Source organism: Breznakibacter xylanolyticus (genome assembly GCF_003254275.1).
Classification (GTDB): Bacteria; Bacteroidota; Bacteroidia; order Bacteroidales; family Marinilabiliaceae; genus Breznakibacter; species Breznakibacter xylanolyticus.
Map to the genome: position 1 here is coordinate 98,715 of NZ_QKZK01000003.1, position 23,425 is coordinate 122,139.

The following is a 23,425-nucleotide window of genomic DNA, read 5'->3' on the forward strand; positions in this document are numbered from 1 at the left end:
CACCTTTCGCTTGTTTGGCGGTAGTGTTATTTGCCAAAGCCGTTGCTCACCCATGGCAGAGCCAGGTAGAGTGCCGAGTGCCAGTATTCCCAGGTGTGACCGCCGTCGCGCACCCGCAGTTGGCAGGGGATGTGTGCCTTGATCATGGCTCGGTAAAAGTCGAGGTTCACGTCGAACAGGAAGTCATCGTCGCCACAATCCACAAACCACCGCACTGAACGCAGGGCTGCTTTGCCGGCTTCGTCGGCTTTGATTACGTGGTCGATGCAGCTGTTGGCTGTCACCGATTGGTTGAGTTCCTGCATTTTGAAGTCGGTGGATGGCGCGCGGCCAAATTCGGGTAGCGCCATCAGGGCACTCATGGCATAGGCCGATGCAAACAGGTCGGGGTGCTTTTGGGCATAAGCTGTGGTGCCACCGCCACCCATCGACAGCCCGGCAATGGCACGGTGGGCTTTGTCGCCCTTGATGCGGAAGCGCTTTTCGATGGCGGGCATGAACTCCTCAAAAAAGAACCGCTCGTATTCCCATCCTTTCATGTTGAAGTAGCCGTACCAGTCAGTCCCGGCATCGGGCATCACAATGATCATTTCGTCGGCCATGCCCGAGTCGAACACCTGGTTGGCCACATCGGCTACGTGACCGCGTTCGCTCCAGTCCTTGTGGTTGCCGTACAGCCCGTGCAGCAGGTACAGCACCGGAAATTGGCGCAGCGTGTCGGTGGTGTAGCTCTTGGGCAGGTAAATGGCATAGTCGCGTTCGGTGTTCAAAATGGTGCTGTTGAGCTTTTGCATCTGCACCTTACCCACAGGAGGATAGGGGTGTTGCGCGCTCAGATGAAGGGTCATGAGCAGGGAGAATGACAGGAGCAGCAAGTGTTTCATGGTGTGTGTTGTTTTAAGTGAGAGGATGTTGTTATTAAGATGAGTATGAATGTCGTTTAGTTGGTGTTATTCGGATGTTAGATAAGAAGATGTTTAGACTGTAGACAGATAGATAAGACTGAAGAGACGAAGAGAACAGATCTAAACATTTGTCTTTTTGTCTTATCTTTTCTTCTCTTCTCTAAACGATCATGGTGTGAATTTACCCTTTTTTTCGAATCTGATGATGGGGTTTGTGCATAAAAAAAGCCCCCATGCTGTCATGAGGGCTTTTGCGGATGGAGAGTTAATATCCCGGGTTTTGGTCTTTGTCTGTGAGTGCTGTGTTTGTTTTGATTTCGTTGGCCGGTATGGGGAACACTTCATGCTTGCCTTTTACGAAACCGAGGCTGCCCAGTTCCTGTTCGGCCAGGTTCCAGCGAACCAAGTCCCAAAAACGTGAGCCTTCAAAGGCTAGTTCCAGTTGACGTTCGCGAATGATGGCCGCACGAAGGTCACTTTGCGAAATGCCTTCGGGCAGTAAGTCCAGTTGGGCGCGTTTGCGTACTTTGTTGATTTCCTTCACGCCCAATTTGGGTTTGCCGTCTTCGTTGTAGGCTTCAGCAGCCATCAGCAGCACATCGGCCCAGCGAATCAGGCGCCAGTTCACCCCGTAGTTTAGTTCGGGAGTCACCCCGCCCGAGGTGTTGGTTTCGCTGGTGCGGGTGGCGTATTTCATGCGCAGGTAACCTTCATAATCGTGAGTGCCGTTTTCGGTGTCAATGGTTCCTCCGGCAGCTGTAAATTCTTCGGCCGACATGAGGGTGGCCTGGTAGCGGGCTCCCTTATCGCCTGCGGCCACAAAGGCATCGCCGATTTTTTTGGTGGGGAGGTTGAAGCCCCAGCCGTTCAGTAGGCCGACTTTCGCAACATCCTTGAACAAATTGTCGCGAGGGCCCATCAGCTGCACGTGGATGTTGCTTTCGTGGTTGCCACTCCAGCCAAAGTTGCCCCAGTCGTAACCTTCCTGCGACGTGTAACAAACTTCCAATACCGACTCGATGCCCAGCGCACCGGCTTTCAGCCACACATTGGTAAAGTCGGTCTCCAGTCCATAACCACTGTTTTCGGTGTTGATGAGCTGTGACAATTGCGCGTGAGCCGCCGCCCATTTGCCTTGATAGAGCAGTGCTTTGCCCAGGATGGCGCGGGCTGTGCCCCGTGACATGCGAAATTTGTTGGCAGCGTCGTAGTCGGTTTTACCCGGCAGCACTTCGATGGCATCGGCCAAATCCTTTTCTATTTGCGTGTAGATGGTTGCTTTGGCTGTGCGTGGGCGGTAAATTTTTGTTTCTGATATCTCATTGGCATTATCGGTGTAGTAGGGCACATCGCCAAACATCACCACCAGTTCAAAGTACGTGAAAGCGCGAATGGCCTTCGCCTCAGCAATGATTTTACTGGTGGCTGGTGTGTTTGTTTTAAAGTTGATGATGATGGTATTGCACGCGTTGATGGTTTTGTAAAAACCTTCCCAAATGGCTGTGGTAACGGTGTTGTCGGCCTGTTGTTTAAAGTCGTCAAGGTTTTGATACGGCAACTGGTCGCTGGCCGATGAGCCGGCATTACAATCATCGCCGGGCAGGTTCTTTGCAAAATAGGCACTGTTCCAGTCGCGGCCGTAGTTCCATTGCATTAGGTCGTAAACCCCGTAGATGGACGCGAGTGCATTGTTCTCGTTGTTGAAAAAATCCTCGCTGGGTATCTTCCCAATGGCATCTTTCTCGAGGAATTCGTCGCTGCAAGCCGTGGCGGTGATCAATGCGCTTGCAAGAAGGACTTTAAATATATTATGTGTTTTCATCTTTGTATGTTTTTTAAGGTTTAGAAATTCACCGATAAACCGAACATCAATTTACCGGGGATGGGGTACACGCCTCTGTCAATGCCCTGACTTTGGTCGTTGTTACTACCCGCTTCGGGGTCTAATCCTTTGTAGTTGGTGAAGGTGAAATAGTCATCCAGCGACACAAAAATGCGTGAGCGGGTAATGCCGACTTTCGAGATCAGGTCTGTCGGTAGCTGGTATCCCAATTGAATCTGTTTGATTCGAAGATACGAACCGTCCTGCACCATCAGGTCACTGCGGTAAATCAGGTCGCTGCTGCCGTCGGCCTTGGGCATCGATGCATTGTGGTTGTCGGCCGTCCATCGGTTATCGAAGAAGTATTTGGGCTTGTTGGAAGTGGCACGGTCGGGGCGGTACCAGGCTGTGTAAATGTCGTTGCCCTGTGTGCCTTGCATGAAGAACGAGAAGTCAAATTGTTTGTACTCCAAATTGATGCTGGCGCCATAAAGGAAATCTGGGTGAGGGTCGCCAATCATCTGCAAGTCGGCTGCTGTTTCGGTGCCTCGTGCTTTAATTTGACCATCTTTGCCAACGATGTTGGGCAATCCATCTGCTTTGTTGATGCCTGCGGTTTTGTAACCATTGAAATACCAAATGGGTTTGCCTTGTTCAAACCAGGTCAGGTCGTATCCCCTTACGTTCACCCCTGCTATGGGCGCTTCGGATTTCAACGAAGTGACTTCGTTTTTGAGGGTCGAGAGGTTGGCGTTGAGCGTCACTTTCAAGTCGCCGAATTGTTGGTTAAAGCCGGCTTCGAACTCAAAGCCTGAGTTGGTCACGTCACCCCCGTTGATGAAGGGATTGGCTTGCGCACCTCCCGAGAGTGGCGGCGTGGCACGGATGATCAAATCTTTGGTTACTTTTTTGTAATAGTCGGCCGAGAATGAAATTTTACCGCCTAAGGCCCTAATGTCAATTCCTAAGTCGAGCTGTTCCGATTTCTCCCACACCAGTGAGCTGTTGGTGAGTTTGTCAATTCTGGCTCCCGAGAAATATCCGCCGGTAGGGTTGGGGTAAAAAATGTCGGTGGTGGTGACGAAACTGATGTCTTCGTTACCTGGTAAGTTACTTTTGCTGCCGTTTTGTCCCCAACTGGCTCGCAATTTTAAATAATCCAATGCCTCAAGGTTCCAAAACGACTCTTGTGATACCACCCATCCCAGCGATGCGGATGAGAAAATGGCGCCTTTGTTGTCTTCGGGGAACTCGCTGGCGGCATCCTGACGCAACGACCCTTCAAACATGTACTTATTGGCATAGTTGTACGACAATCGACCAAATACCGATGTCATAGAATTTTCGATGATGGTGCCGGCCACTTTGTCCTGCTCACGTGAGGTGGTGTGGTCGTGGTAGGCATAGGCATCGCCTTCCATGAGCATGGGGCCGGAATAGAGGTAGTAGTTGGGATGTTGATAATCTTGTGCCGAGTAACCGCCCAACATGGTGAAGTTATGTTGATCTAAATTAAATTGATAGGTGGCAAAGTTCTCCCACAACCACGAGAAGGTTTTGTTCAGATTGTCGGTGATGGTGTTGGAGCTGTTGTTGCGTTCGCTTGATACGTAGTAAACTTTGCTCCAGCTGTGGTCGGTCACATAACTTAAATCCATCCCGAAACGTGAAGTGAAATTGAAGCCTTTGATGGGAGAAATTTTTGCATAAAAGGTGCTCAGCAAATTGTCGGTGGTGATTTTGTTGTTGTACGTTTGCAGCAACGATACCGGGTTGCCAATTTCACCATCCACATTTAGTGGAAGGGCATAGTAAAGGCCATCTTCATTGGTCAGGATGGTTTTTCTTTCTTTTTCATCTATCGTGCCATCCGTTTTAACCCCATTAACCAGGTCTTTAATTTTTTGTGGTTCGGTTCCTTTTGCGTATAAAACCGGCGTGATGGGATCTATCAGCAAAGCATTGTTGAGGATGCCCCGGTACTCATCATCTTCGCCAATCGATTTGCGTTTGGAGTGTGAGAAACTCAGGGCATTGCCCACTTCCATCCATTTTTTCATTTGGTGGGTCGCATTTAGCCTGAAGGTGAAGCGATCGTACGATGCACGGCTGCCACCCACAATCCCGTCCTGGGTGGTGAACGAGCCAGAGGTGAGATACGAGGTGCGCTCGTTGCCACCTGTAAAGCTCAAATGGTGCTTCTGCATGGGGGCACTTTCAAAAATCTCATTCAGCCAGTTGGTCCCTTTTCCCGTGTTGGCCGGAAAGTTAATGGTGGCACCCTGCTCTTTCATGTATTGAGCGTATTCGATGGCGTTCATCAACTCCATGTTGGTGCGCACGGTTTGGATGCCGTATTGGAAATCGTAGGAGATTTGTCCGTCTCCTTTTTTTCCTTTTTTGGTGCTGATGATGATAACGCCGTTCGCACCCTCGGTTCCATAAATGGCTGCTGATGCTGCATCTTTCAATACCTCAATGGATTCGATGTCGTTGGGATCCAGGTTGTCGATGCTGCTGGTTTTCATCCCGTCCACGATGTACAACGGATTGGAGTTGCCGTTGGTTCCCGTTCCACGGATGCGGATTTTTGCGCCGGCACCCGGCGAGCCCGACACCGGCAGGATGGTCACCCCTGAGGTGCGTCCCTGCAGGGCTTGCTCCACGCGCGTTGAGGAGCTGTTAGCAATGTCGTCCGACTTGATGCTGGAGATGGCTCCGGTGACCAGCGACTTTTTTTGGGCGCCATAACCCACCACCACAACTTCGCCCAAATCCTTGCTTTCTTCTTTCATCACCACGTTGATGGTGGTTTGATTGCCAACTGCAATTTGTTGGTCTTCAAAGCCAATGAAGCTGAATGCCAGGATGTCTTCCGGCGATACGTCCAGACGATAAGCGCCTGTACCGTCGGTTACAATCCCGTTCATGGTGCCTTTAACCAACACGTTGACGCCGGGCAGCGGAATTTGTTGGTCATCGGTGACGGTGCCTTGCACCACTTGACGTGTGGGCTGGGCTTGCATCACTGTCAAGGCCAAAGCGCTTGCCAGTAATGTCATCCCACTGCGGTGGAGCAATTGTCATCCCACTGCGGTGGAGCAATTGATGCCCCTGTGTTTTGACCTTTTTTAATAGGTCAAAAACACGGAAAGAACATTTCTTTTCCATACATTTGAATTTGTAGGTTTTAACAATAATTAATAAAGTTGAAATCACTCGAGGGGGGTTAGTCGGGCCAATGCCAATTTTTCCGATTAACACCCCTTTTTCTTTATGATGGGTTACATCTTTTCATGTGCTTTGTATAGGATTATTTATGATTTTTGAATCGGCAACATGGCGACCTTGCATTCAATTTTTGTTATTTTGATTGTTTTGTTTGTGTTGAGGTTTTGTTTAAGGGAAGGCAAAGTGTTTTTTAGACACTTAGAATGTAAATGCTAAATTATATTAAAATGTCAATAGTGCAAATTCTCGATTGTTAAATTTTTTTTGGTGTTGGTTGGCGATTTTTTGCTTTTGGTTGATTTTACTGGGAAAATGAGTCAACATTTTTTTTGTTTTTGATAGTTAAGTAGAAACATTCTAAATAGCAAAATTGATTGTTGTGTGTGTGAATATCCATTTATTGTAGATGAATGCGTGAACCATTTATGAATAATGCATTTGTTCTTGCGTCATAAATGGGGTAGGGTGTTAGTTAAGTGGTTGATTGTCTTGTGTTTTTTTTCATTAAAAAAGAGGATGCCCTTGTGGAACATCCTCTTTTAATGAAAGCTATGTGTGAGTTTATTTTTCCCAAACGCTTTCCATCTCCTCGAGCGTTTTGCCTTTGGTTTCGGGTACCATTTTCCATACAAACAGGAACGACAACACGCTCATCACGCCATAAAAACCATAGGTCATGGTGCTGCTGAATTCCATCATCGATGGGTAAGTGGACGATATAAAGTAGTTGGCGGCCCATTGTGCGGCTACGGCCACTGCCACGGCTCGACCCCTGATTTTGTTGGGGAAGATTTCCGAAATCAACACCCAGCAGATGGGCCCCCACGACATCATAAACGATGCGGTATAAACAATGATAAATACAAGCGTGCTTACGCCAATCACCTGGAAGTAAGCCAGCGTGGCAATGGCGAACATGCCAATGGCCATGCCAATGGATCCCACCATCAGCAACGGTTTGCGACCCCAACGGTCAACGGTCATGATGGCAATAACGGTAAACACTACGTTCACCAATCCCATCACCACGGTTTGCATCATGGAGGCATCTTTGGCCACGCCCATGCTTTCGAATATGCGGGGTGCATAATACAGAGCCACGTTAATGCCCACAAATTGCTGGAATACGGATAACAGGATTCCGATGATGATCACTGTTTTGCCGTACGACATCAATTTGGCTGAGGCATGGTGTGTCATGGTATTTTTAATGTCTTTCAGAATGTTTGAGGCCATTTCTGCGCCATTGATGCGGGTCAATACGCGTAAGGCTTCGTCATCTTTTTTCATCAGGGTCAGGTAACGAGGTGTCTCTGGAACCAGAAACAACAATAGGCCAAACAGACCGGCCGGGATGGCTTCTGATGCAAACATGTAGCGCCATCCGATGGCGTTGATCCAATCGAGTGATTTTCCGTCGGCAATGCCCCAGTTAACAAAGTAAACCACCAACATCCCAAAGATGATTGCAAACTGGTTAATGGATACCAGACGGCCTCGAAGGTGTGCCGGCGCAATTTCGCCTATGTACATGGGGCAAATGGCTGATGCCATCCCTACGCCAATGCCGCCAATGATGCGATAGAAATTAAATACATAAAGCAAGGACATGGATACCTCGCCTTGTTTAAAGAAAAGAAATTCGGGATATCCCGAGCCTAATGCGGAAATGAAGAATAAAAATGCGGCTAGCATGAGTGAGCGTTTACGTCCCATTCGCGAAGCAAACCATCCCGAGATGGCACCGCCGAGGATGCAGCCAATCAGTGCGCTCGAGGTGGTGGCGCCATGTGCCCAGGTACTCAATCCCAGGCTGTCGATTAAAAAGGCCTGAATGGATTTTTCAGCGCCCGATATTACCGCCGTGTCGTAGCCAAACAGCAATCCCCCCAGGGTGGCTACCAGCGTGATGCCGAAGATGTAAAGTGTGTTTTGCAGATTTTTCATTGGTCTCCTTTTTTTTATGATGTGTATAAACGAAAATATCACAGGCCTTGTGAGCCTGTGATATATGCAGAGTTCAATATGTCAAAGAATCAGATGTACAGGTTGATCAGTTGCTCATAAAGCTCCTGTTTACCGCTGATTTGTTTGGGTTCACCCACTTCTTTGGCAATTTTGTACATGTCTTCGAGGGTCAGTTTACCTTGCTCGTATGCTTTTCCGTTAGCGCTTTCAAATGAAGCATAACGGTCAGCGCGCATTTTCAGGTAGTTAGACTCTGAAAGGATGCGGTCGGCAATTACTAAAGCGCGAGCAAAAGTGTCCATCCCAGAGATGTGACCGATGAAGATATCTTCCAGGTCGGTAGAGTTACGACGGGTTTTTGCATCGAAGTTGATACCACCGTGAGTAAAGCCACCAGCTTGAAGTACTTCCAACATCGCCAAAGTTGATTCGGTGATTGAAGTGGGGAACTCATCGGTATCCCAACCGTTTTGGTAGTCACCTTTGTTGGCATCGATAGAGCCCAGCATGCCGGCATCAGCAGCCATGCGCAATTCGTGCTCCATGGTGTGTTGTGCCAATGTGGCGTGGTTTACTTCGATGTTCAATTTGAAGTCTTTTTCCAAACCGTATTGTTTCAGGAAGCCAATCACCGTTTGAGCATCAACATCATACTGGTGTTTAGATGGTTCCATAGGTTTAGGTTCGATGAAGAATGAACCGGTAAAGCCTTTTGAACGGGCATAGTCACGTGCCATGGTCAGGAAGCGACCCATGTGCTCGAGTTCCTGCTTGGTGTTGGTGTTGTGCAAGCTCATGTAACCTTCGCGTCCACCCCAGAATACATATCCGGTACCACCCAAAGCGATGGTGGCATCAATGGCGTTTTTCACCTGAACAGATGCGTTGGCCACCACGTTGAAATCGGGGTTGGTTGAAGCTCCGTTCATATAACGGGGGTTTGAGAAGACGTTGGCAGTACCCCAAAGCAATTTCACGCCTGATTCGGCTTGTTTTTTCTTGGCTACTTCAACGATTTGAGCTAGTCGTTTTTCGATTTCGAAAACCGAACCATCGCCTACCAAGTCAGTATCGTGGAAGCAATAGTAAGGAACACCCAGTTTGGTGATGAATTCAAATGCTGCATCCATTTTGTCTTTGGCTGCTTGCATTGGGTCTGTGGCGCTGTTCCAGGCATAGTTGATGGTGCCGGGTCCAAATGGATCGCCGCCTTCGCCGCAGAAGGTGTGCCAGTAAGCCACTGCAAAGCGCAGGTGCTCTTTCATGGTTTTTCCTGCAACCACACGGTTTTCGTCATACCATTTGAATGCCAATGGGTTGGTTGATTTTGCGCCTTCAAAGCCAATTTTGCCAATGCCTTTGAAGTACTCTTTTTCGCCTAATACAATACTCATAGCGTTAATAATTAATTGTTGATAACTGATCTTGAATATTTTGTGGCCTGTTGAGCCAATTAAATCATGTTTTCGAGTTCCGATTTCCAGCTTTCGTAAACTTCTCCCAGTTGAGAGGTCATTTGTGGCACCGGCTCGGCTTCCATGGTTTTCTCAAAACCTACGAATGCTTCGGAGAAGTTTTTGTAATAGTTAGCTCCCACACCGGCTCCGCGAGCTGCGCCAATGGCGCCATCGGTGTTGTACAACTCAATGGTTGCTCCGGTGATGGAGGCCAATGTTTTGCGGAACAACGGACTTAGGAATAAGTTGGCCGAACCGGCACGAATCAGGCTGGTGCTGATGCCCATGCCGTTCATCACTTCCATACCGTATTTGAACGAGAAGGCAATGCCTTCCTGCGCCGCACGAAACAGGTGTCCGTCGTGGTGCTGGTTGAAGTTGATGCCGGAGATGCGGGCGCCGGGGTTTTGGTTTTTCAATACCCGTTCTGCTCCGTTTCCAAAGGGGAACACGCGCACGCCCTCGCTGCCGGGAGGTACCATGGCGGCTTTCTCGTTCAGTTCGGGATAGCTGTATTGGTTTTTACCCACTTCGCGTTTCATCCATGAGTATTGAATGCCTGTTCCGTTGATGCAAAGCAACACGCCCAGACGTTTGGCTGCTGCTGTGTGGTTCACGTGCGCAAAGGCATTTACGCGTGAGTGCGGGTCGTAGCTTACCTGGTCGGAGATGGCGTAAACCACGCCTGAGGTACCGGCGGTGGCCGCCACTTCGCCCGGGTTGAGCACGTTAAGCGAGAAGGCGTTGTTGGGCTGGTCGCCGGCCCGATAGGTCACCGGAATGCCGGCTTTCAGACCTAGCTCAGCTGCTGCGGCGGCCGACAATTTTCCCTGATCCCCAAATGTAGGGACGATTTGTGGGGTTTTGGCTGCATCAATGCCATATTGGGCAAGCAGTTCACTCGATAATTTGTCGTTTTTGAAATCCCAGAAGATCCCTTCACTCAATCCTGAAACGGTGGTGTTGACTTCGCCGGTGAGTTTCATGGCAATGTAATCGCCTGGCAACATGAAATGAGCGGCTTTTTCGTATATGGCTTTTTGGTTGTCGATGACCCATTTGAGTTTCGAGGCGGTGAAATTACCGGGTGAGTTGAGCAGATGACTCAAACACCACTCTTCTCCCAGTCCTTTAAAGGCTTGTGCGCCAATGCCGGTAGCACGACTGTCGCACCAGATGATGGCGTTGCGAAGTGGGTTCATGGCCTTGTCAACCAGAACCAAACCGTGCATTTGATACGAAATCCCGATAGCGCCAATTTGATCGGCTTTCACTTCGGGGTTTTTCATCAGGCGTGCCAAGGCTTGTTTAAAATTGTTGTACCACATGTCGGGGTGCTGTTCGGCCCATCCGGCTTGTGGGGCTTCAATGGTCATTTCCACGTCGGGGTACTGGCCGGCGGCCAGGCAACGACCGGTGGCGCCGTCAATGATGGCCGCTTTTACCGATGAGCTGCCAATGTCGATTCCTAATAATTGCATATTGTCAGTGTTCTGGTCTATTCTGTTAATAGTGCAAAATTAATCTAGTTTGTGAATAAATCAAAATTTTTCTCTCCAATTTTTCCCCTTTTTTCTGATTTTGAATTCGACCTCCGGTTTCCTTCTGAGGGGATGCCCTGTTGTGTTTGGTTCTGTAATGGTGTAGGGGAAAAATAAAAAAAGCGGGTGATGCGAATCTATCGCACCACCCGCTCATGGATCAATATTGTTGTCGATTATTCCGTGGCTTTCACCATGGGATCGTAGCTCAATTCGATGTCCTTTGTTTCGGAATTGCTGTTTTTGTAGCGCAACACAAATTGGTGTGGCGGTGTCGTTGGCCAGTTGTATTCGCTCAGCTTAAAGCTGCGCAAGGTATAATAGGTGTAACCGTAACTGCTGTTGTCGTTGTTGTGGTCGTGGTACAGTCTCAAAACGGGCTTGCCCTCTATGTTCTGCTGCATTGGGTCATACCCCAGATAAAAATCGTGGCGCACGCTTCCGCTTCCCAGGTAAGTGATGTCGGTGTTCAGGTATTCGCCAGCAACCCAGCAGCCCTGGAGGTTAATGGTATTGTCTTTGAGGGTGTCGCGCCCTGCTTCGTCTACCATCAGGACATTACCGACGGTTATTATTGCCATTTCTTCTATGGCGATGCGCTTGTCATACCCCAGTTCGGTGCCGCCTTCGCCAATGATGTTGAATATTACGCGCACTCGGTCACCGCTTTTGATGGTCATGCCCGTGGGTTTGGTTGAGCTGTAAAGAACCAGCAATGAGTCGGTGCTGATTTTGAGTCCCGAAGTTTCGTCAATCACATTGCCGATGGCCACATAACTGATCTTGGTGTCGTTATCGTCAAGGTCAACGCATGAGGGAAGGAGGTGGATGGTCAGCAATAACATGAGGGCGATGAAGCTCCTTTTGATGAATTTTTCGTGGTTTCGTTTCATGGTTTTTTGAAATATGATTGTTAATGGTTGCACCGAACACCCCGTTTTTGTGTTTGTTTTTGTCCAAAATGGAAGGTGCTTTGGTGGTGTTGACGCAGATGATGTCTTTAAAGTTGCGTGAGGATGTGGTGCATCACAAAAAAAATCGGCCATGTGCCGATTTTCTGTTTTAAGGTTCCACTTTAACCAGTGTTACCGAAAAGACCAACGGAGTGTTCGGAGCGATGGGCCCCACGCGTCGGTCGCCATAGGCCAGGAACGATGGGATGATGAATTCGGCCTTCTCGCCCTCGCGCATGGTGGCAATGCCTTGTTCCCAGCCGGCAATGACCTTGCCGCTGCCCAGGACAAACGCGATGGGCTGTTGTCGGTCGTAGGATGAGTCGAAAACGCGTCCATCCAGAAACCGACCTTCGTAATCGACAATGACCCGGTTGCCGGGCATGGCCGCAATGCCTTGGGTGACCGTTTGGTGGATGATATATAGGCCGTTCATCTCAGCCTCCGCGCCCGGATGATGTGCCTCGATGTATTGATTGATTTGTTGATCCTCGTTTTGTTGCGTCACCTGGTTATCACAACTGATGTGAAGAAATGCCAGGGCAACGATGATGATGTAGTCGATTTTTTTCATGTGTTTTAAAACGTATTGAGATGTGATTATCAGGACACAAGGTGATGAGGTTTTCTGATGAATGGCTAGGCCGATCTTCGATTCCTTTCATGTAACAAGGAAGTATAGGGGTATTGTATTTTCAATATCCCCACTTTTAAACTCTCCCCTCCTAAACTTTTCCACTCTTACACTCCTAAACTCCTAAACTCTCTTCACCTCTCCCTTACGTCCAGTACCTCCACTTCGTAAATGATGGTGGCACGGGGGGGGATGCGGTTGTTGTCGCCCGTGAGACCATAGGCCAGGTGCGGGGGCATGATGAAGGTGGCTTTGTCGCCTTTGCGAAGCATCAGAGCCGCCTCTTCGAGCCCCGATTCCACGCCGCCTTGTCCGATGCGGAACGTGCGGGGGTTCTTTTTGTCGGATGCATAGCAGGCAGTCCCGTCGAGCAGCGACACGTTGTATTTCAGGCTGATGATTTGGCCTGTTGCGGCCGTGGGCGTTTTCTTTTTCGATTGGATGTTGTACCACATACCGGTTTCGGTACGTTGCATCTGCAGTTTTTTCTCATCAATATATGTCTTGATGCGCGCGTCATCATCGTTCACCAGTTGGCGATTGATTTCAATGAGTTCGTCCATGGTCAGCCGTGTGGCAGGTTTCTTTTTCTCCTGGCATCCGGCCAATATTGGTAGAAACAGGAATAGGAGGGAGATGATTTTTTTCATGGTTTTGTAATTAAGCCCCCCTATATTTCCCAAGGGTGACTTTGATGTTGTTTTTCGTCAAATATATATAAGCCCCCTATATCCCCCCAAGGGGGACTTAAGTTGGTTCGTCAAATATTTAAAAGGTATTTGTAATCTTGTATCCTGCATCTTCGTGATTTAGCTCCTCTATTCTTTTCTTTAATGCTCTTGTACTTTTGCACTTCCTCACTCAGGCACTTTGCTACTTAGTCGCTTAGTCGCTTAGTTAGTTAAAAAATTAAACGAATTCCGGCAGTGCTGTGCGATAGGTTTCTACAATGGCATCCATGTCGATGCGGCTCCATTCGCCACCTGCCGCGTTGTGGTGGCCGCCACCGTTAAAATATTTTTCCGACATCTTATTCACGGCCACTTCGCCGCGCGAACGCAGTGACACCTTGATTTGGTTGTCGCGTTCGATGAACAGTGCCGAGATGTTGATGCCTTCAATGCCCAGTGGGTAGTTGACGAACCCTTCGGTGTCGCCCGGCTGGTAATTAAAGTCATTGAGTTCCTGTGCTGTCAGGGTGATGTAGGCGGCCTGATGCTGGGGAATGAGTACCATTTTTTGGCTCAAACAGTATCCCAGCAGACGCATGCGGTTCACGGAATTGCTGTGAAACACCAGCTTGTGTATTTCATCTTTGTCGATGTTGCGTCCCAACAGGTTGGCCACCACATGGTAGGTTTCGGGGCGTGAGGAGTTGTGATTGAGCATGCCGGTGTCGGTCATGATGCCGGTATAGAGGCATGTGGCCGCATGGCGGTCGATGGCCGCCGACCAACCGGCTGCGGACATCACATCATACATCAGTTCACACGACGATGACACTTCGATGTTCGAAATCACCAGTTGCGCCAGTTGGGTATCGGGGTAGGGGTGGTGGTCGATGATGACGCGTTGTTTCGCGAAACTCAATAGCAGTTGCTCCATCTCCTTGACGCGTCCGCTGCAGTTAAAGTCGACCATCACCAACAGATCTGCATCGTCAAAAGCGGTTTGCACCTGCCCGGGATGTTCTTTGTAGTTGATGATGCGATCGGCACCGGGCATCCAGGCCAAAAACGAGGGCGTTTCATTGGGCATGATCACCGTCACGCTTTTGTGAAGGTTTTGCAGGACATTGTAGAGCCCGAGCGAGGCGCCTAAAGCATCGCCGTCGGGGTTTTGATGAGCGACAATCAGGATGTGGTTGGCCGCAAGGGCTTTTTCGGAAAAGTGTTGTGCTTGTTGTGCCTGATTCATGGAGTGTATTGATTTTTTGAATTGTCAAAGTTAAGCGTTTCGGCCATCTGGTGAAAGCATCCGTAAAAAACAAAAGCCCGCAAAGGGGCTTTCGTTTGGAGATGCAAGGTTTAGCAAAGGTAAAACGTTTATACTCGAAAGTATTGGAGGGTCTCTTTCAGGTCGGTGGCGTGCGAGGTAAGTATTTCGGCCTTCTGGGTGAGATCTTGCGAGGTGGCGGTGTTGGTTTGCGTCACCAGGTTGAGTTCCTGAATGGCGCCATTGACCTGTTCCACACCTTGGTTTTGCTCCACGCTGGCCGCCGCAATGTCCTGCACCAAGCGGGAGGTGTTTTCGATGTCGGGGATGATGCCTGCCACCAACTGAGTGGCTATTTCGGTTTGCTGCACGCTGCTGCCGGCCATTTGGTTAATTTCGATGCTGGCCACCCGGCTGCGTTCGGCCAGTTTGCGCACTTCGGCAGCCACCACGGCAAAGCCTCGTCCGTGTTCGCCGGCGCGAGCCGATTCAACGGCTGCGTTGAGGGCCAATATGTTGGTTTGCTTGGCGATTTCGTCAATCACCTTGATTTTGGCTGCGATTTGATGAATAGAGGCCAGGCTGGTGGTGGATGACTCCTCGACGTGGCGGATGTCTTCCGAAATTTTCATGGCAATGCGGCGCACGTTTTCGGCATTTTCGCGGTTTTGGGTGATGTTGGCCAGCATCTCTTCCATCGACGAGGAAATCTCCTCGGTGTTGGCCGCCTGACTGTTCGACCCGTTGCTGATTTCCTCCGCTGTTCGCTCAAGGTCTAGGCTGGCCTCGGTCACCGTTTGGGTGCTGGTTTGTACTTTGGTGGCCATTTCGGAGAGTTTGTTGATTAAATGGTGCATCGCCCCAAATATTTCTCCTATTTCATCCTTGCGTTGTAAATGACGGTTTTCGACGGCATGGGTCAAATCGCCTTCGGCCACGGCGTTGAGGTGGCTCGCAAAATCGTGCAGGGGTGTCACGGTGGTTTGGCTCACCCGCATGGCAATGAAGCCTAATACCAATATCATCCCAATGATGGTGAGTGTGATGATCCATGTGGTGCGTTTGCTGGTGTTGAAAATGGTGTCGATGGCCTGGCTCATTTGGGTCTTGCTGCGGCTTTCAAGGGCATCGAGGTGTCCCGAAATCTCTTTGTACATGGTAATCATCTGTTGGATGTTTCCGGTGACCTCGTCGCTGAAGTCCCCGCCAATCATCTTTGCGGATGTTTGTTGTGCCGTTTGGTAGTAGGCTGTGAAATTATCCCGGATGAGAATCAGGTTGCTGTCGTTAGCCATGTAAGGGTTTTGCAGGGCGGCATGCACCAGGCTGTCGAAGTGGGTTTGAAGGCTGGCTGTTGCGGCCAGTTTATCGTAATCGCTGGCGGCCACGGCATCCTGAAACCCCTTTTGCAGTTCCTTCATGGTCATGATCAGGTCGTTGCTCAGCTCTACAAACGGAACGTTGTTCTTGTCGATGTGCATCAACAGTTTCTCGTTGCGCCGGGTGGTTTCGCCGTTGAGCACCATGAGCCCCAACAGTGTGACCACCGCAATGAGCGGGAGTAACATGATTTTAAACCGGATTTTAATGTTTTGTAGTTTCATGTGTTTATGGTTGAGCCCTCAGAATCAGCAGGGGGTGATTTGAAAGTGATTCATCGTTAATGGTTGGGATCTCCTTTTTGCGTCCTGAAGGGATTGCTAATGGGGTCTCCGTGTGTGGGGGATGGTTTAGTCCGGTGGTTTTGGGGCGCTCAATTTAAGGATTCTGCTCGAGATGCCGATCAGGTTGTTGAATTGTTGAGACACAAGAACGGCGTGTTCTTGTGTCTCGATAGGATGAGTAGGTTTAGGAAAAAAAACGTCACTTGATGGGCACGGTTTTGACACCGGCCGTGGAGGCGGCCGCCGATACATACCCAATGGCACCGGGGTTCTTTTTCACGTATTCGAGCACATCGGCATCGGTGGCTTTTTCGGCCGGAGCTGTGCCGGCACCCGAAAAGGCGGCCTGTTGCCAAAAGTTACGAATGGCTGCGGTTGTTTTGCCATGCACTTGCTTTGAAAAGCTTTCGCGCACGGCCGATGATGACGACAAATCGACGGGCATCACGGCAGTTCCCGTGACCCATTTGCTCTTCTTTTTCAAAAAGAAATCGGAGGCTTCTTTTTTCGTCAGGGAGGTCACCGCGTTGTCGTTGTTGACAATCACTTTAAAGGATTGTGCCTGCAGGCTCATCAGGGTTCCCACGGTGAGGAGTATCAGAAGTGAAAATATTTGTTTCATGGTGTGTGAGGAGTGATTAGAATGAATAAATAACCGATGCCACAAAGCCATTGATGTCTTTGATGTCGTGTTGGTAATAGAGGTACTCCAGCTTGAGGGTGGTTTCGAAGATTGGCTTGTAATTGATGCCGGTGGTGTAGCGGTTGTATTCCACGCCCGCTGCATCGTGGTACTCAAAACGTACGTAGGGGATCAGTTTGCCAAAGTTGTTGCTCACTTCTATAAACGAACAATTTACGTTATAGTCATTGTCGAGATTGAAGGCTTCGTTTTTGAAGTTCATCTCATTCTTCCATACTTCACCCAATAATTGCAGGTTGTTGTATTTGGCCTTAAAGTTTAGACCGTAGGCAATGCGGTTCACGTCAAGGTCAATGATAAATGGGTTGGCGGGGTCGTAAGGATTGTCAAATGTTGTGGATGCTTTCTCTTTGTCTGAGAGCATCACATTGGCGCCTATCGTAAAATATTCGTCGAATGACACGCCGGCATGGGCACCTCCGCCAAAGCTCAATGCCTGGTTGGCGCTCGAAGTGTTCAATTTATATCCGATTTTCTCCAAGGCTCCGTAATATTCGTCTTCGGTGCCGAACAAACCTACCGGCCCGGTCTTCAACCACAAAGCGTTGCGGTATCCTCCGGCAAACAGGTCGTAATCGAAACGGATGTTTTCACCCACGACGCCGTTTATCGACACAGCATCCATGTTGAGAGGGAAGAACTCGTGGTGTGAAATCACAAAGGGCAGCGTGGCGCTGTTGTTCACCGGCGCATAATAATAGGTGTTCATAGGGCTCAGGGGCGTGAGGAATCGACCCACTTTCACGTTCAAAAACGAGGTGGCTTTCCATTCGGCATTGGCCTCGTTAATCATTTGGTCAATGGTCAGGTCGGGACGGTACACAAACACCCCTTTGATGGTGATGTTCGAAGTGGGCTGGTAGCTGGTGAGTAAGCCGGCTTCGGAGAGCGACACGCCATATTGCTTGTAAGTCCCCTCAAGGTCGTGAAAATAGTTGGCCTCGGTGGCAATGTAGCCGGTGATGCGGGTTTGGGCTTCCCATTCGGTTTCCTGGGCAACGGCCGGTGTCAGGCAAAAGGCAGCAACGGCCAGTGTCATCCATTTTTTACTCAGAGTAGTTGTGTTGTACATATTATGAAAGTTGTGTTTGTTCGGTATTTAAGCAAGTAGTTGACAAATGGTTTGATGGTCGATGTCGTCTTTCACCAGGTATTGTGTGGCTCCGGCCCGCATCACCTGTGCCCTGAATATGGCTTCGGTGTGGAACGACAGGGCGATGATTTTGGGCGTGTACATCAGCCCCTTCTTAACACTTTGTGCAATGCAAATGTTATCGATGTCCGACATTTTGACGTTCAAAAAAACATATTCAAAATAGTTATCCCGCAACAGAGCCATGCCGTCGTAAATGTTGTGCGTCCATCGAATGGAAATTCGGTCGTCTCCCGCCACATCTTCCAGCAGGCGACCAAACGAACGGATAAATTCCGGGTTGTCGTCAATAATCAGTATGTTTCGGGGGGGATGCGCAGGCACGTTTTGTCTGTTTTTTTTGAACGTGCAAAAATACCATGGGTGATGCTCTCCGTCAGGTCGGTTTTTTCGAAAAATAGTGCGGAAACTACGGGGTGTTTTCATCATGCCGTTAAACCCTCCTCCATACCTAAATTTCACCACTCTTGTCTTTCAGCACTCCTGCATTGTCTACCTCCTAAACTCCTAAACTTCTAAACTCCTCCACTCTTCCACTCCTCCACTCTTCCCTCAAATCTCCACCAATCCATTTTTAATGGCAAACACCACCAGGCTGATGGCGTTGGGCGATCCGGTGCGTAGCAACATTTCGGAGCGGTGTTTCTCAACCGTGCGCACGCCAATGAGCAGTTTGTCGGCAATTTCGGCGGTCGACAGCCCCAGGCAAAGGTAGCGAAGGATCTCTTTTTCGCGTTCGGTGAGGATGACCAGTGTGGTGGGTTGACGGTTGTTGACCATGCTCAGCAGCAGCTCCTGCGAAAAATATTTGCCTCCCTTCATCACCGTGGTGATGGCGCGCTCCAGCTCGTCGTAGTCGGCCTCTTTGATGATGTAACCATCCACGCCTAGCTCGTTCATGGTTTTAAAAAACTGCTCCTCGCGATTCATCGACAGCACAACGACCTTTAGGTGCGGACACATGAGTTTGGCACGACGAATGGCTTCATCGCCCTTCATCACCGGCATGTTGATGTCCACAATGGCCAGGTCGGGCGTGATGTGTTGCAGATGGTCGATGAACTCCTGCCCGTTGGCCGCTTCTATTACAATGTCCATTTGTTGCATTTCGCCCAGCAACACTTTTAGTCCCTGGCGGAGGATGGCGTGGTCGTCGACGATGGCTACTTTCGTTTTTGTCATGGGGTGAATGGGGTTAAAGGGGAAATTCGATGTTTACCAAAAAACCTTGTCCCGAGGCCGTGTCCATTTGGTAGGTGCCATCCAGGTTATTGATGCGGTTGATGATGCTGAAAAGCCCCAGGTTGTTGGATGGCTCGGCCATTTTTTGCGCCAGGTCGAATCCTTTGCCGTTATCACGGTATTGTATAAATATTTTACCATCGCATTGCGACAGCGACAAGTCGATGGCCGTGGCATCGGCATATTTAATGGTGTTGTTATAAAGCTCTTTGATGATGTTGTAGCACATGATTTCCTTGAGCTCGTTGAAACGCAAATCGCCCAACGTATTGGTGTGGCGGATGCAGATGAGCTTTTGCTTGGTTTCAAAAAAGAGTTCAAGCGCCGAGGTGAGGCCGTAGTTGGTGAGTACCTGCGGGCTGAGGTTGTTGGAGATTTCGCGCACCGAAGTGATGGCCTCGCGCAAAATGTCGCGCACATCGTTCACCAGGGCGGCATGTGGCGCGATTTCGGGTTTGCGCGCCAGGGTTGACAGGTACATGTTCATGCTCGAGAGCAGCGGCCCCACGTTGTCGTGAAGGTCGGCAGCCAGTTGGCGGCGTTCGCGCGTTTCGATTCGGATGCCGATTTGGGTGAGCTGGCGTTCCATCTCTTTGCGTTCCGACACGTCGTACACCAGGGCGGCTCCCTGGTCGATGCGTTGGGTTTGTTCGTTGACGATGGGAATGAGCACCACTTCGATGTGCTTGCCCCGCCAAAAACATTGTTCCTGAATGGTGGCGCCGGCGGCCATGGCCCGGTCGATGAGCGAATGGTACATGCGCGACGATTCGGGGTCAATCAGGTCATCAATGTCACGGTTCTCCACATCGTTGGGCGTCATGCCCAGCGCCATGGCCCAGCGTTGGTTGCATTTGGTGATGCGGATGCGGTGGGCGTCGATGTCGAAAAAGGCGATGGCGTTGACCGTGTGGTCGTAAAAATATTGCAGTTGTCGATTGAGTTTCTTGTTGGCCTGGGTTTGACGTTTCAGCAGTTTGGCCAGGTTGGCCTCGCTGCGTCGCAAAGCTGTTTCGGTGGCTTTGCGACGGGTGATGTCGCGCGTTACGCCCACAATTTCGATGGGCTGCCCGTTGGCATCGAATACAACAGTGGCTGTGAGTTCGATGTCTATGATGCGACCGTCTTTGCAGGGCTGTTGGTATTCGTCGCAGACGTACAGGTTGGCCAGTTCGGGTTTGGATAAATATGACTGCAAGGTGGTGAGCGCCTGTTGCGCCGAGGCGGGGGTGAGCGATTCTTCTACCGATTGTGACATGGCTTCCTGCACCGTGTAACCGCGCATGCCCAGCACCGACGGGCTGATGTAGTTGTAGCGCATGGTGGCCAGGTCAATTTTCCAAATCACGTCCAGCGTGTTTTCGGCAATGAGCTTAAATTGCTGGTTGCTGCGTTCCAGTTCCTGTTCAATGCTGCGTCGTTCGCGCAGCGATTGTATCAGTTGGTTGAACGAGGTCGCAAAATCGCCCAGGAAATCGATTTGCTGGTGGTAGTCGCCTTGTGCCAGTCGGTTGGTTTGCCACACCAGGTGTTTGAGCTTGGCTTGCAAATCCTTGATGGGCGAGAAAAAAGCATTGTCCCTGGGCAGCTCAAAGTCGAGGTTGCCCAACGACATTTGTTGTACGGCGTCGAAGGCAATGGTGCGCACCTGCGCCAATTCCCGGCTGAGCTGCAACACCTCGCGTGCTGCCGGGCTGCATTGGTCGGGCGGCAGGGGCGGGCGTTCGGGCGGCCGTTCGGCCGATGTTGGCATCTGTTTCATGCCCATGGCCAACAGGCGCATCACTTCACTATCTGTCATGATTTTTTAAATATTTCGAAACGACATGTTTGGCTGCCCGTACCCCAGCATTCCAATTCACGGGCTTCCATTTCGTGCCCACTGTAGCATTCAAAAATACCGGCCAAAAATCCTTCGTCGTAGTGACAGAGGGTTTGCCCCGTGACCGGGGTGCCTGAGCAATCCAAATCTTCCTCGATGGTGAGGGTGATATGAAAATTTTGCGGGTTGCTGTGTTCGATGCGCAAAATGCCGATGCCCAAGTCGCGCAGCTTGGCTTGCAGGTGGGGAATGAAATCGAAAAATGGCAAGTCGCCATTCATATTGTGACGGCAAAACTCCTGTCCGGAGATTTTTCCTGCCTTAAAAAACAGGTCGTTGCTGGCCGCTTGGCCGTATTGACGCTCCAAAACGTGGCGAAGCGAATGTTGCAGCAGCCGGTACACGTTCACGTGAGTTTGCGTGCCCATGTTGGGGCGGCCGATTTCTATGTCGCCCAGTTGCGACCATTGAAATGCTGAGGGCTGATTCATCTTTTTTATAACGGGTGTGTGGTGCTGCAAAAGTAATCAATTCCCTTGGTTAGCTCATATGCTGCTTTATTCCATTTTTTGAGTGCTGATACCTGAGTGGTTTTGATGTGAACAGAAATAACGCCAGTGTGATCCACTACGTCCTCTCCCAAACTGACAGTCGCATCTTATTTAATGGGACATTGCACCCAAAACTGACATCCTCCTGTTATAAAACATCATCGTCGCATCTTTTTAATGGAACATCGCATTAAAACAATGGCATCGGCCTCTTTAAAAATGACAACGTCCCATCTGTTTGATGGAACGTTGCATTTATGATTGGTAACTTCCTGTGAAAAGCGGACAACCTCGCATCTTTTCGATAGGACGTTGCATTTTTTATACAGGACATCGCATTAAAAACTGTCAGCGTCGCATTTTTTATACAGGACATCGCATCTAAAAATGACAACGTCCTACCCGAGACTGACGATCTCCCGGCAAAATCTGACAACGTCGCATCTTTTTAATTCAACATTGCATCAAAAACTGACAACGTCCTACCCAAAACTGACAACATCCTGCCCGATGCCTGACAAAATTGCATCTTTTTGATGGGACGTTGGATGAAATAAGGATCACCTCGGTGTTAAAACTGTCAGCGTCGCATCTTTTTGATGGAACGATGCATTTAAATCTGACACCGTCCCTTTTTTTTAATCAACCATTCTCCCAAAAACTGACAATGTCCGGCTCATGGATTCTTTTGTGGGGAGCCTTCTGATAAATGTAAAACGCCAATGTTAACGCGTTTTGGGTTTGCATCGCTTTTCCGATGAGGTGAAAAAGCGTGGCATCCTCCCAAACTCATGTCAACATTGGCGATATCCCTGTCAATGCAGGGGTGTTGTTAAAACTTTACATCAAAGCTGGCGTAGCCAAACATGGTGGCTGTGCCGCCATCGTATTCGTAACGATGCACATTTAAGGCGCCACGCAGGTTTTTGCTAAAGGTGTATTCCATGCCCCCTAATACGGTGTAGTCGGTAGTGGTCACCTGGCTGATTTCTTTTTCGATTTGATCGACCCGTGCAAACAGCGCCACTTTGTCGCTCACCGCAAAGGCCGCAAAGGCCGATACGCCACCCGTGGTGTTGTCCTCAACGTGTGCCACGTTGGTTTGGCGGTTGTATTCAATGCCGCCGGTGAGTTTGTCGCCCTGGTAGCCGGCAAACAGAGTGAGCAGGTTTTGGGCATTGCCTTTGGTTTCGTATTCATCGCCCACGCGAACGAGCAGTTTCTCATCCATCAGCGAGGCTGTCATGCCCAGAGCGGCTCGGTAGGTGTTGTCGCTTTGCACCTTTTTGTATCCTTCGCCGTTAAATATGGCGCCGTCAATGGTGATTTGACCCAGTTTGTATTGGGCGGTAATCCCCAAATCGGCCGTGTGGCCCAGTTTGTTTTCATCAATGTAGGCTTTGAAAACGTAGCGGCGATTCCACACCTTTTCCTGCACGGTCATCGATTGGGTGTTTTGAATCCCGAAACCGATTTTGAGGTCATTTTTGCTGTAAAAAAAGGCCGCGTTTTTATAAAACGCGTAGCGATTTAAATCGTTTTTGTCACCAATGTCCAGCAACACGCGTGCGGTCCATTCGGGAGCCACCTGGTAGGTATAACCCAGGTATGCGCGTTCCATTTGAAAGCCCGATACGGTAGGATCCACGCCTTCGAGTGAATTATAATAATGGGCAAACAAACGCCCGTCGAGCTTACCCGAGGGCTTAAACTCCGGTGCTGCCGTTTCCTGACTGTGGGCTGCGATTCCCGCCAGGGCGATGGCTGCGAGTGTGATCAATGTTCGTTTCATGCTGCTGATAATTATAAATGAATTGAATTGGAATAACAAAGGAAGGCCAACT

General features: G+C 49.7%; 18 protein-coding genes. All 18 read right to left on the minus strand.

Annotated elements, in window-relative coordinates; all coding sequences use genetic code 11:
• Positions 1-26: 26 nt before the first annotated feature.
• The 18 genes from LX69_RS02555 to LX69_RS02640 all read right to left on the minus strand — a co-directional run bounded on the left by LX69_RS02555 (position 27) and on the right by LX69_RS02640 (position 23,373).
• Positions 27-884 (minus strand): alpha/beta hydrolase, encoded by an 858-nt coding sequence (locus LX69_RS02555; RefSeq protein ID WP_111444251.1) that lies wholly within the window; start codon positions 882-884, stop codon positions 27-29.
• 286 nt (positions 885-1,170) lie between these two features.
• Positions 1,171-2,727, minus strand: a complete 1,557-nt coding sequence (locus LX69_RS02560; protein ID WP_111444252.1) for a RagB/SusD family nutrient uptake outer membrane protein — start codon at positions 2,725-2,727, stop codon at positions 1,171-1,173.
• A 20-nt stretch (positions 2,728-2,747) separates the two neighbouring features.
• Entirely contained in the window at positions 2,748-5,789 is a 3,042-nt protein-coding gene (locus LX69_RS02565) for a SusC/RagA family TonB-linked outer membrane protein (protein WP_317046391.1), read from the minus strand.
• 730 nt (positions 5,790-6,519) lie between these two features.
• The gene (gene xylE / locus LX69_RS02570) at positions 6,520-7,905 is read right to left on the minus strand and encodes a D-xylose transporter XylE (RefSeq protein WP_111444253.1); all 1,386 of its coding nucleotides are present in this window, start codon (positions 7,903-7,905) and stop codon (positions 6,520-6,522) included.
• Positions 7,906-7,994: 89 nt separating this feature from the next.
• Positions 7,995-9,320, minus strand: coding sequence for a xylose isomerase (xylA, locus tag LX69_RS02575; RefSeq protein WP_111444254.1), 1,326 nt, complete (start codon positions 9,318-9,320; stop codon positions 7,995-7,997).
• A gap of 59 nt (positions 9,321-9,379) precedes the next feature.
• Positions 9,380-10,864 (minus strand): xylulokinase, encoded by a 1,485-nt coding sequence (locus tag LX69_RS02580; RefSeq protein WP_111444255.1) that lies wholly within the window; start codon positions 10,862-10,864, stop codon positions 9,380-9,382.
• Positions 10,865-11,100: 236 nt separating this feature from the next.
• The gene (locus tag LX69_RS02585; RefSeq protein ID WP_170124206.1) at positions 11,101-11,817 is read right to left on the minus strand and encodes a NigD1/NigD2 family lipoprotein; all 717 of its coding nucleotides are present in this window, start codon (positions 11,815-11,817) and stop codon (positions 11,101-11,103) included.
• A 169-nt stretch (positions 11,818-11,986) separates the two neighbouring features.
• On the minus strand, positions 11,987-12,451 hold the full coding sequence (locus tag LX69_RS02590) for an FKBP-type peptidyl-prolyl cis-trans isomerase (protein ID WP_111444257.1): 465 nt from the start codon (positions 12,449-12,451) through the stop codon (positions 11,987-11,989).
• A 194-nt stretch (positions 12,452-12,645) separates the two neighbouring features.
• Positions 12,646-13,161 (minus strand): FKBP-type peptidyl-prolyl cis-trans isomerase, encoded by a 516-nt coding sequence (locus LX69_RS02595; protein ID WP_111444258.1) that lies wholly within the window; start codon positions 13,159-13,161, stop codon positions 12,646-12,648.
• Between the two features lie 259 nt (positions 13,162-13,420).
• Positions 13,421-14,428, minus strand: a complete 1,008-nt coding sequence (locus LX69_RS02600; protein ID WP_111444259.1) for a DHH family phosphoesterase — start codon at positions 14,426-14,428, stop codon at positions 13,421-13,423.
• A 128-nt stretch (positions 14,429-14,556) separates the two neighbouring features.
• Positions 14,557-16,050 carry a methyl-accepting chemotaxis protein gene (locus tag LX69_RS17680; RefSeq protein ID WP_111444260.1) on the minus strand — a complete coding sequence of 498 codons (1,494 nt, stop codon included), beginning with the start codon at positions 16,048-16,050 and terminating at the stop codon, positions 14,557-14,559.
• A 259-nt stretch (positions 16,051-16,309) separates the two neighbouring features.
• The gene (locus tag LX69_RS02610; protein ID WP_111444261.1) at positions 16,310-16,732 is read right to left on the minus strand and encodes a type 2 periplasmic-binding domain-containing protein; all 423 of its coding nucleotides are present in this window, start codon (positions 16,730-16,732) and stop codon (positions 16,310-16,312) included.
• Between the two features lie 16 nt (positions 16,733-16,748).
• Positions 16,749-17,885, minus strand: coding sequence for a hypothetical protein (locus tag LX69_RS02615; protein ID WP_146260618.1), 1,137 nt, complete (start codon positions 17,883-17,885; stop codon positions 16,749-16,751).
• A gap of 27 nt (positions 17,886-17,912) precedes the next feature.
• Complete coding sequence (locus tag LX69_RS02620) at positions 17,913-18,290, minus strand: response regulator (protein WP_170124207.1); 378 nt, start codon at positions 18,288-18,290, stop codon at positions 17,913-17,915.
• A 228-nt stretch (positions 18,291-18,518) separates the two neighbouring features.
• Entirely contained in the window at positions 18,519-19,148 is a 630-nt protein-coding gene (locus LX69_RS02625; protein WP_111444264.1) for a response regulator transcription factor, read from the minus strand.
• Positions 19,149-19,161: 13 nt separating this feature from the next.
• Positions 19,162-21,009 (minus strand): PAS domain-containing sensor histidine kinase, encoded by a 1,848-nt coding sequence (locus LX69_RS02630; protein ID WP_111444265.1) that lies wholly within the window; start codon positions 21,007-21,009, stop codon positions 19,162-19,164.
• Complete coding sequence (locus LX69_RS02635; RefSeq protein WP_111444266.1) at positions 21,006-21,521, minus strand: V4R domain-containing protein; 516 nt, start codon at positions 21,519-21,521, stop codon at positions 21,006-21,008. The genes LX69_RS02630 and LX69_RS02635 overlap by 4 nt, the downstream gene beginning before the upstream one ends.
• Positions 21,522-22,413: 892 nt before the next feature.
• On the minus strand, positions 22,414-23,373 hold the full coding sequence (locus tag LX69_RS02640) for a hypothetical protein (RefSeq protein ID WP_111444267.1): 960 nt from the start codon (positions 23,371-23,373) through the stop codon (positions 22,414-22,416).
• Positions 23,374-23,425: the final 52 nt, after the last annotated feature.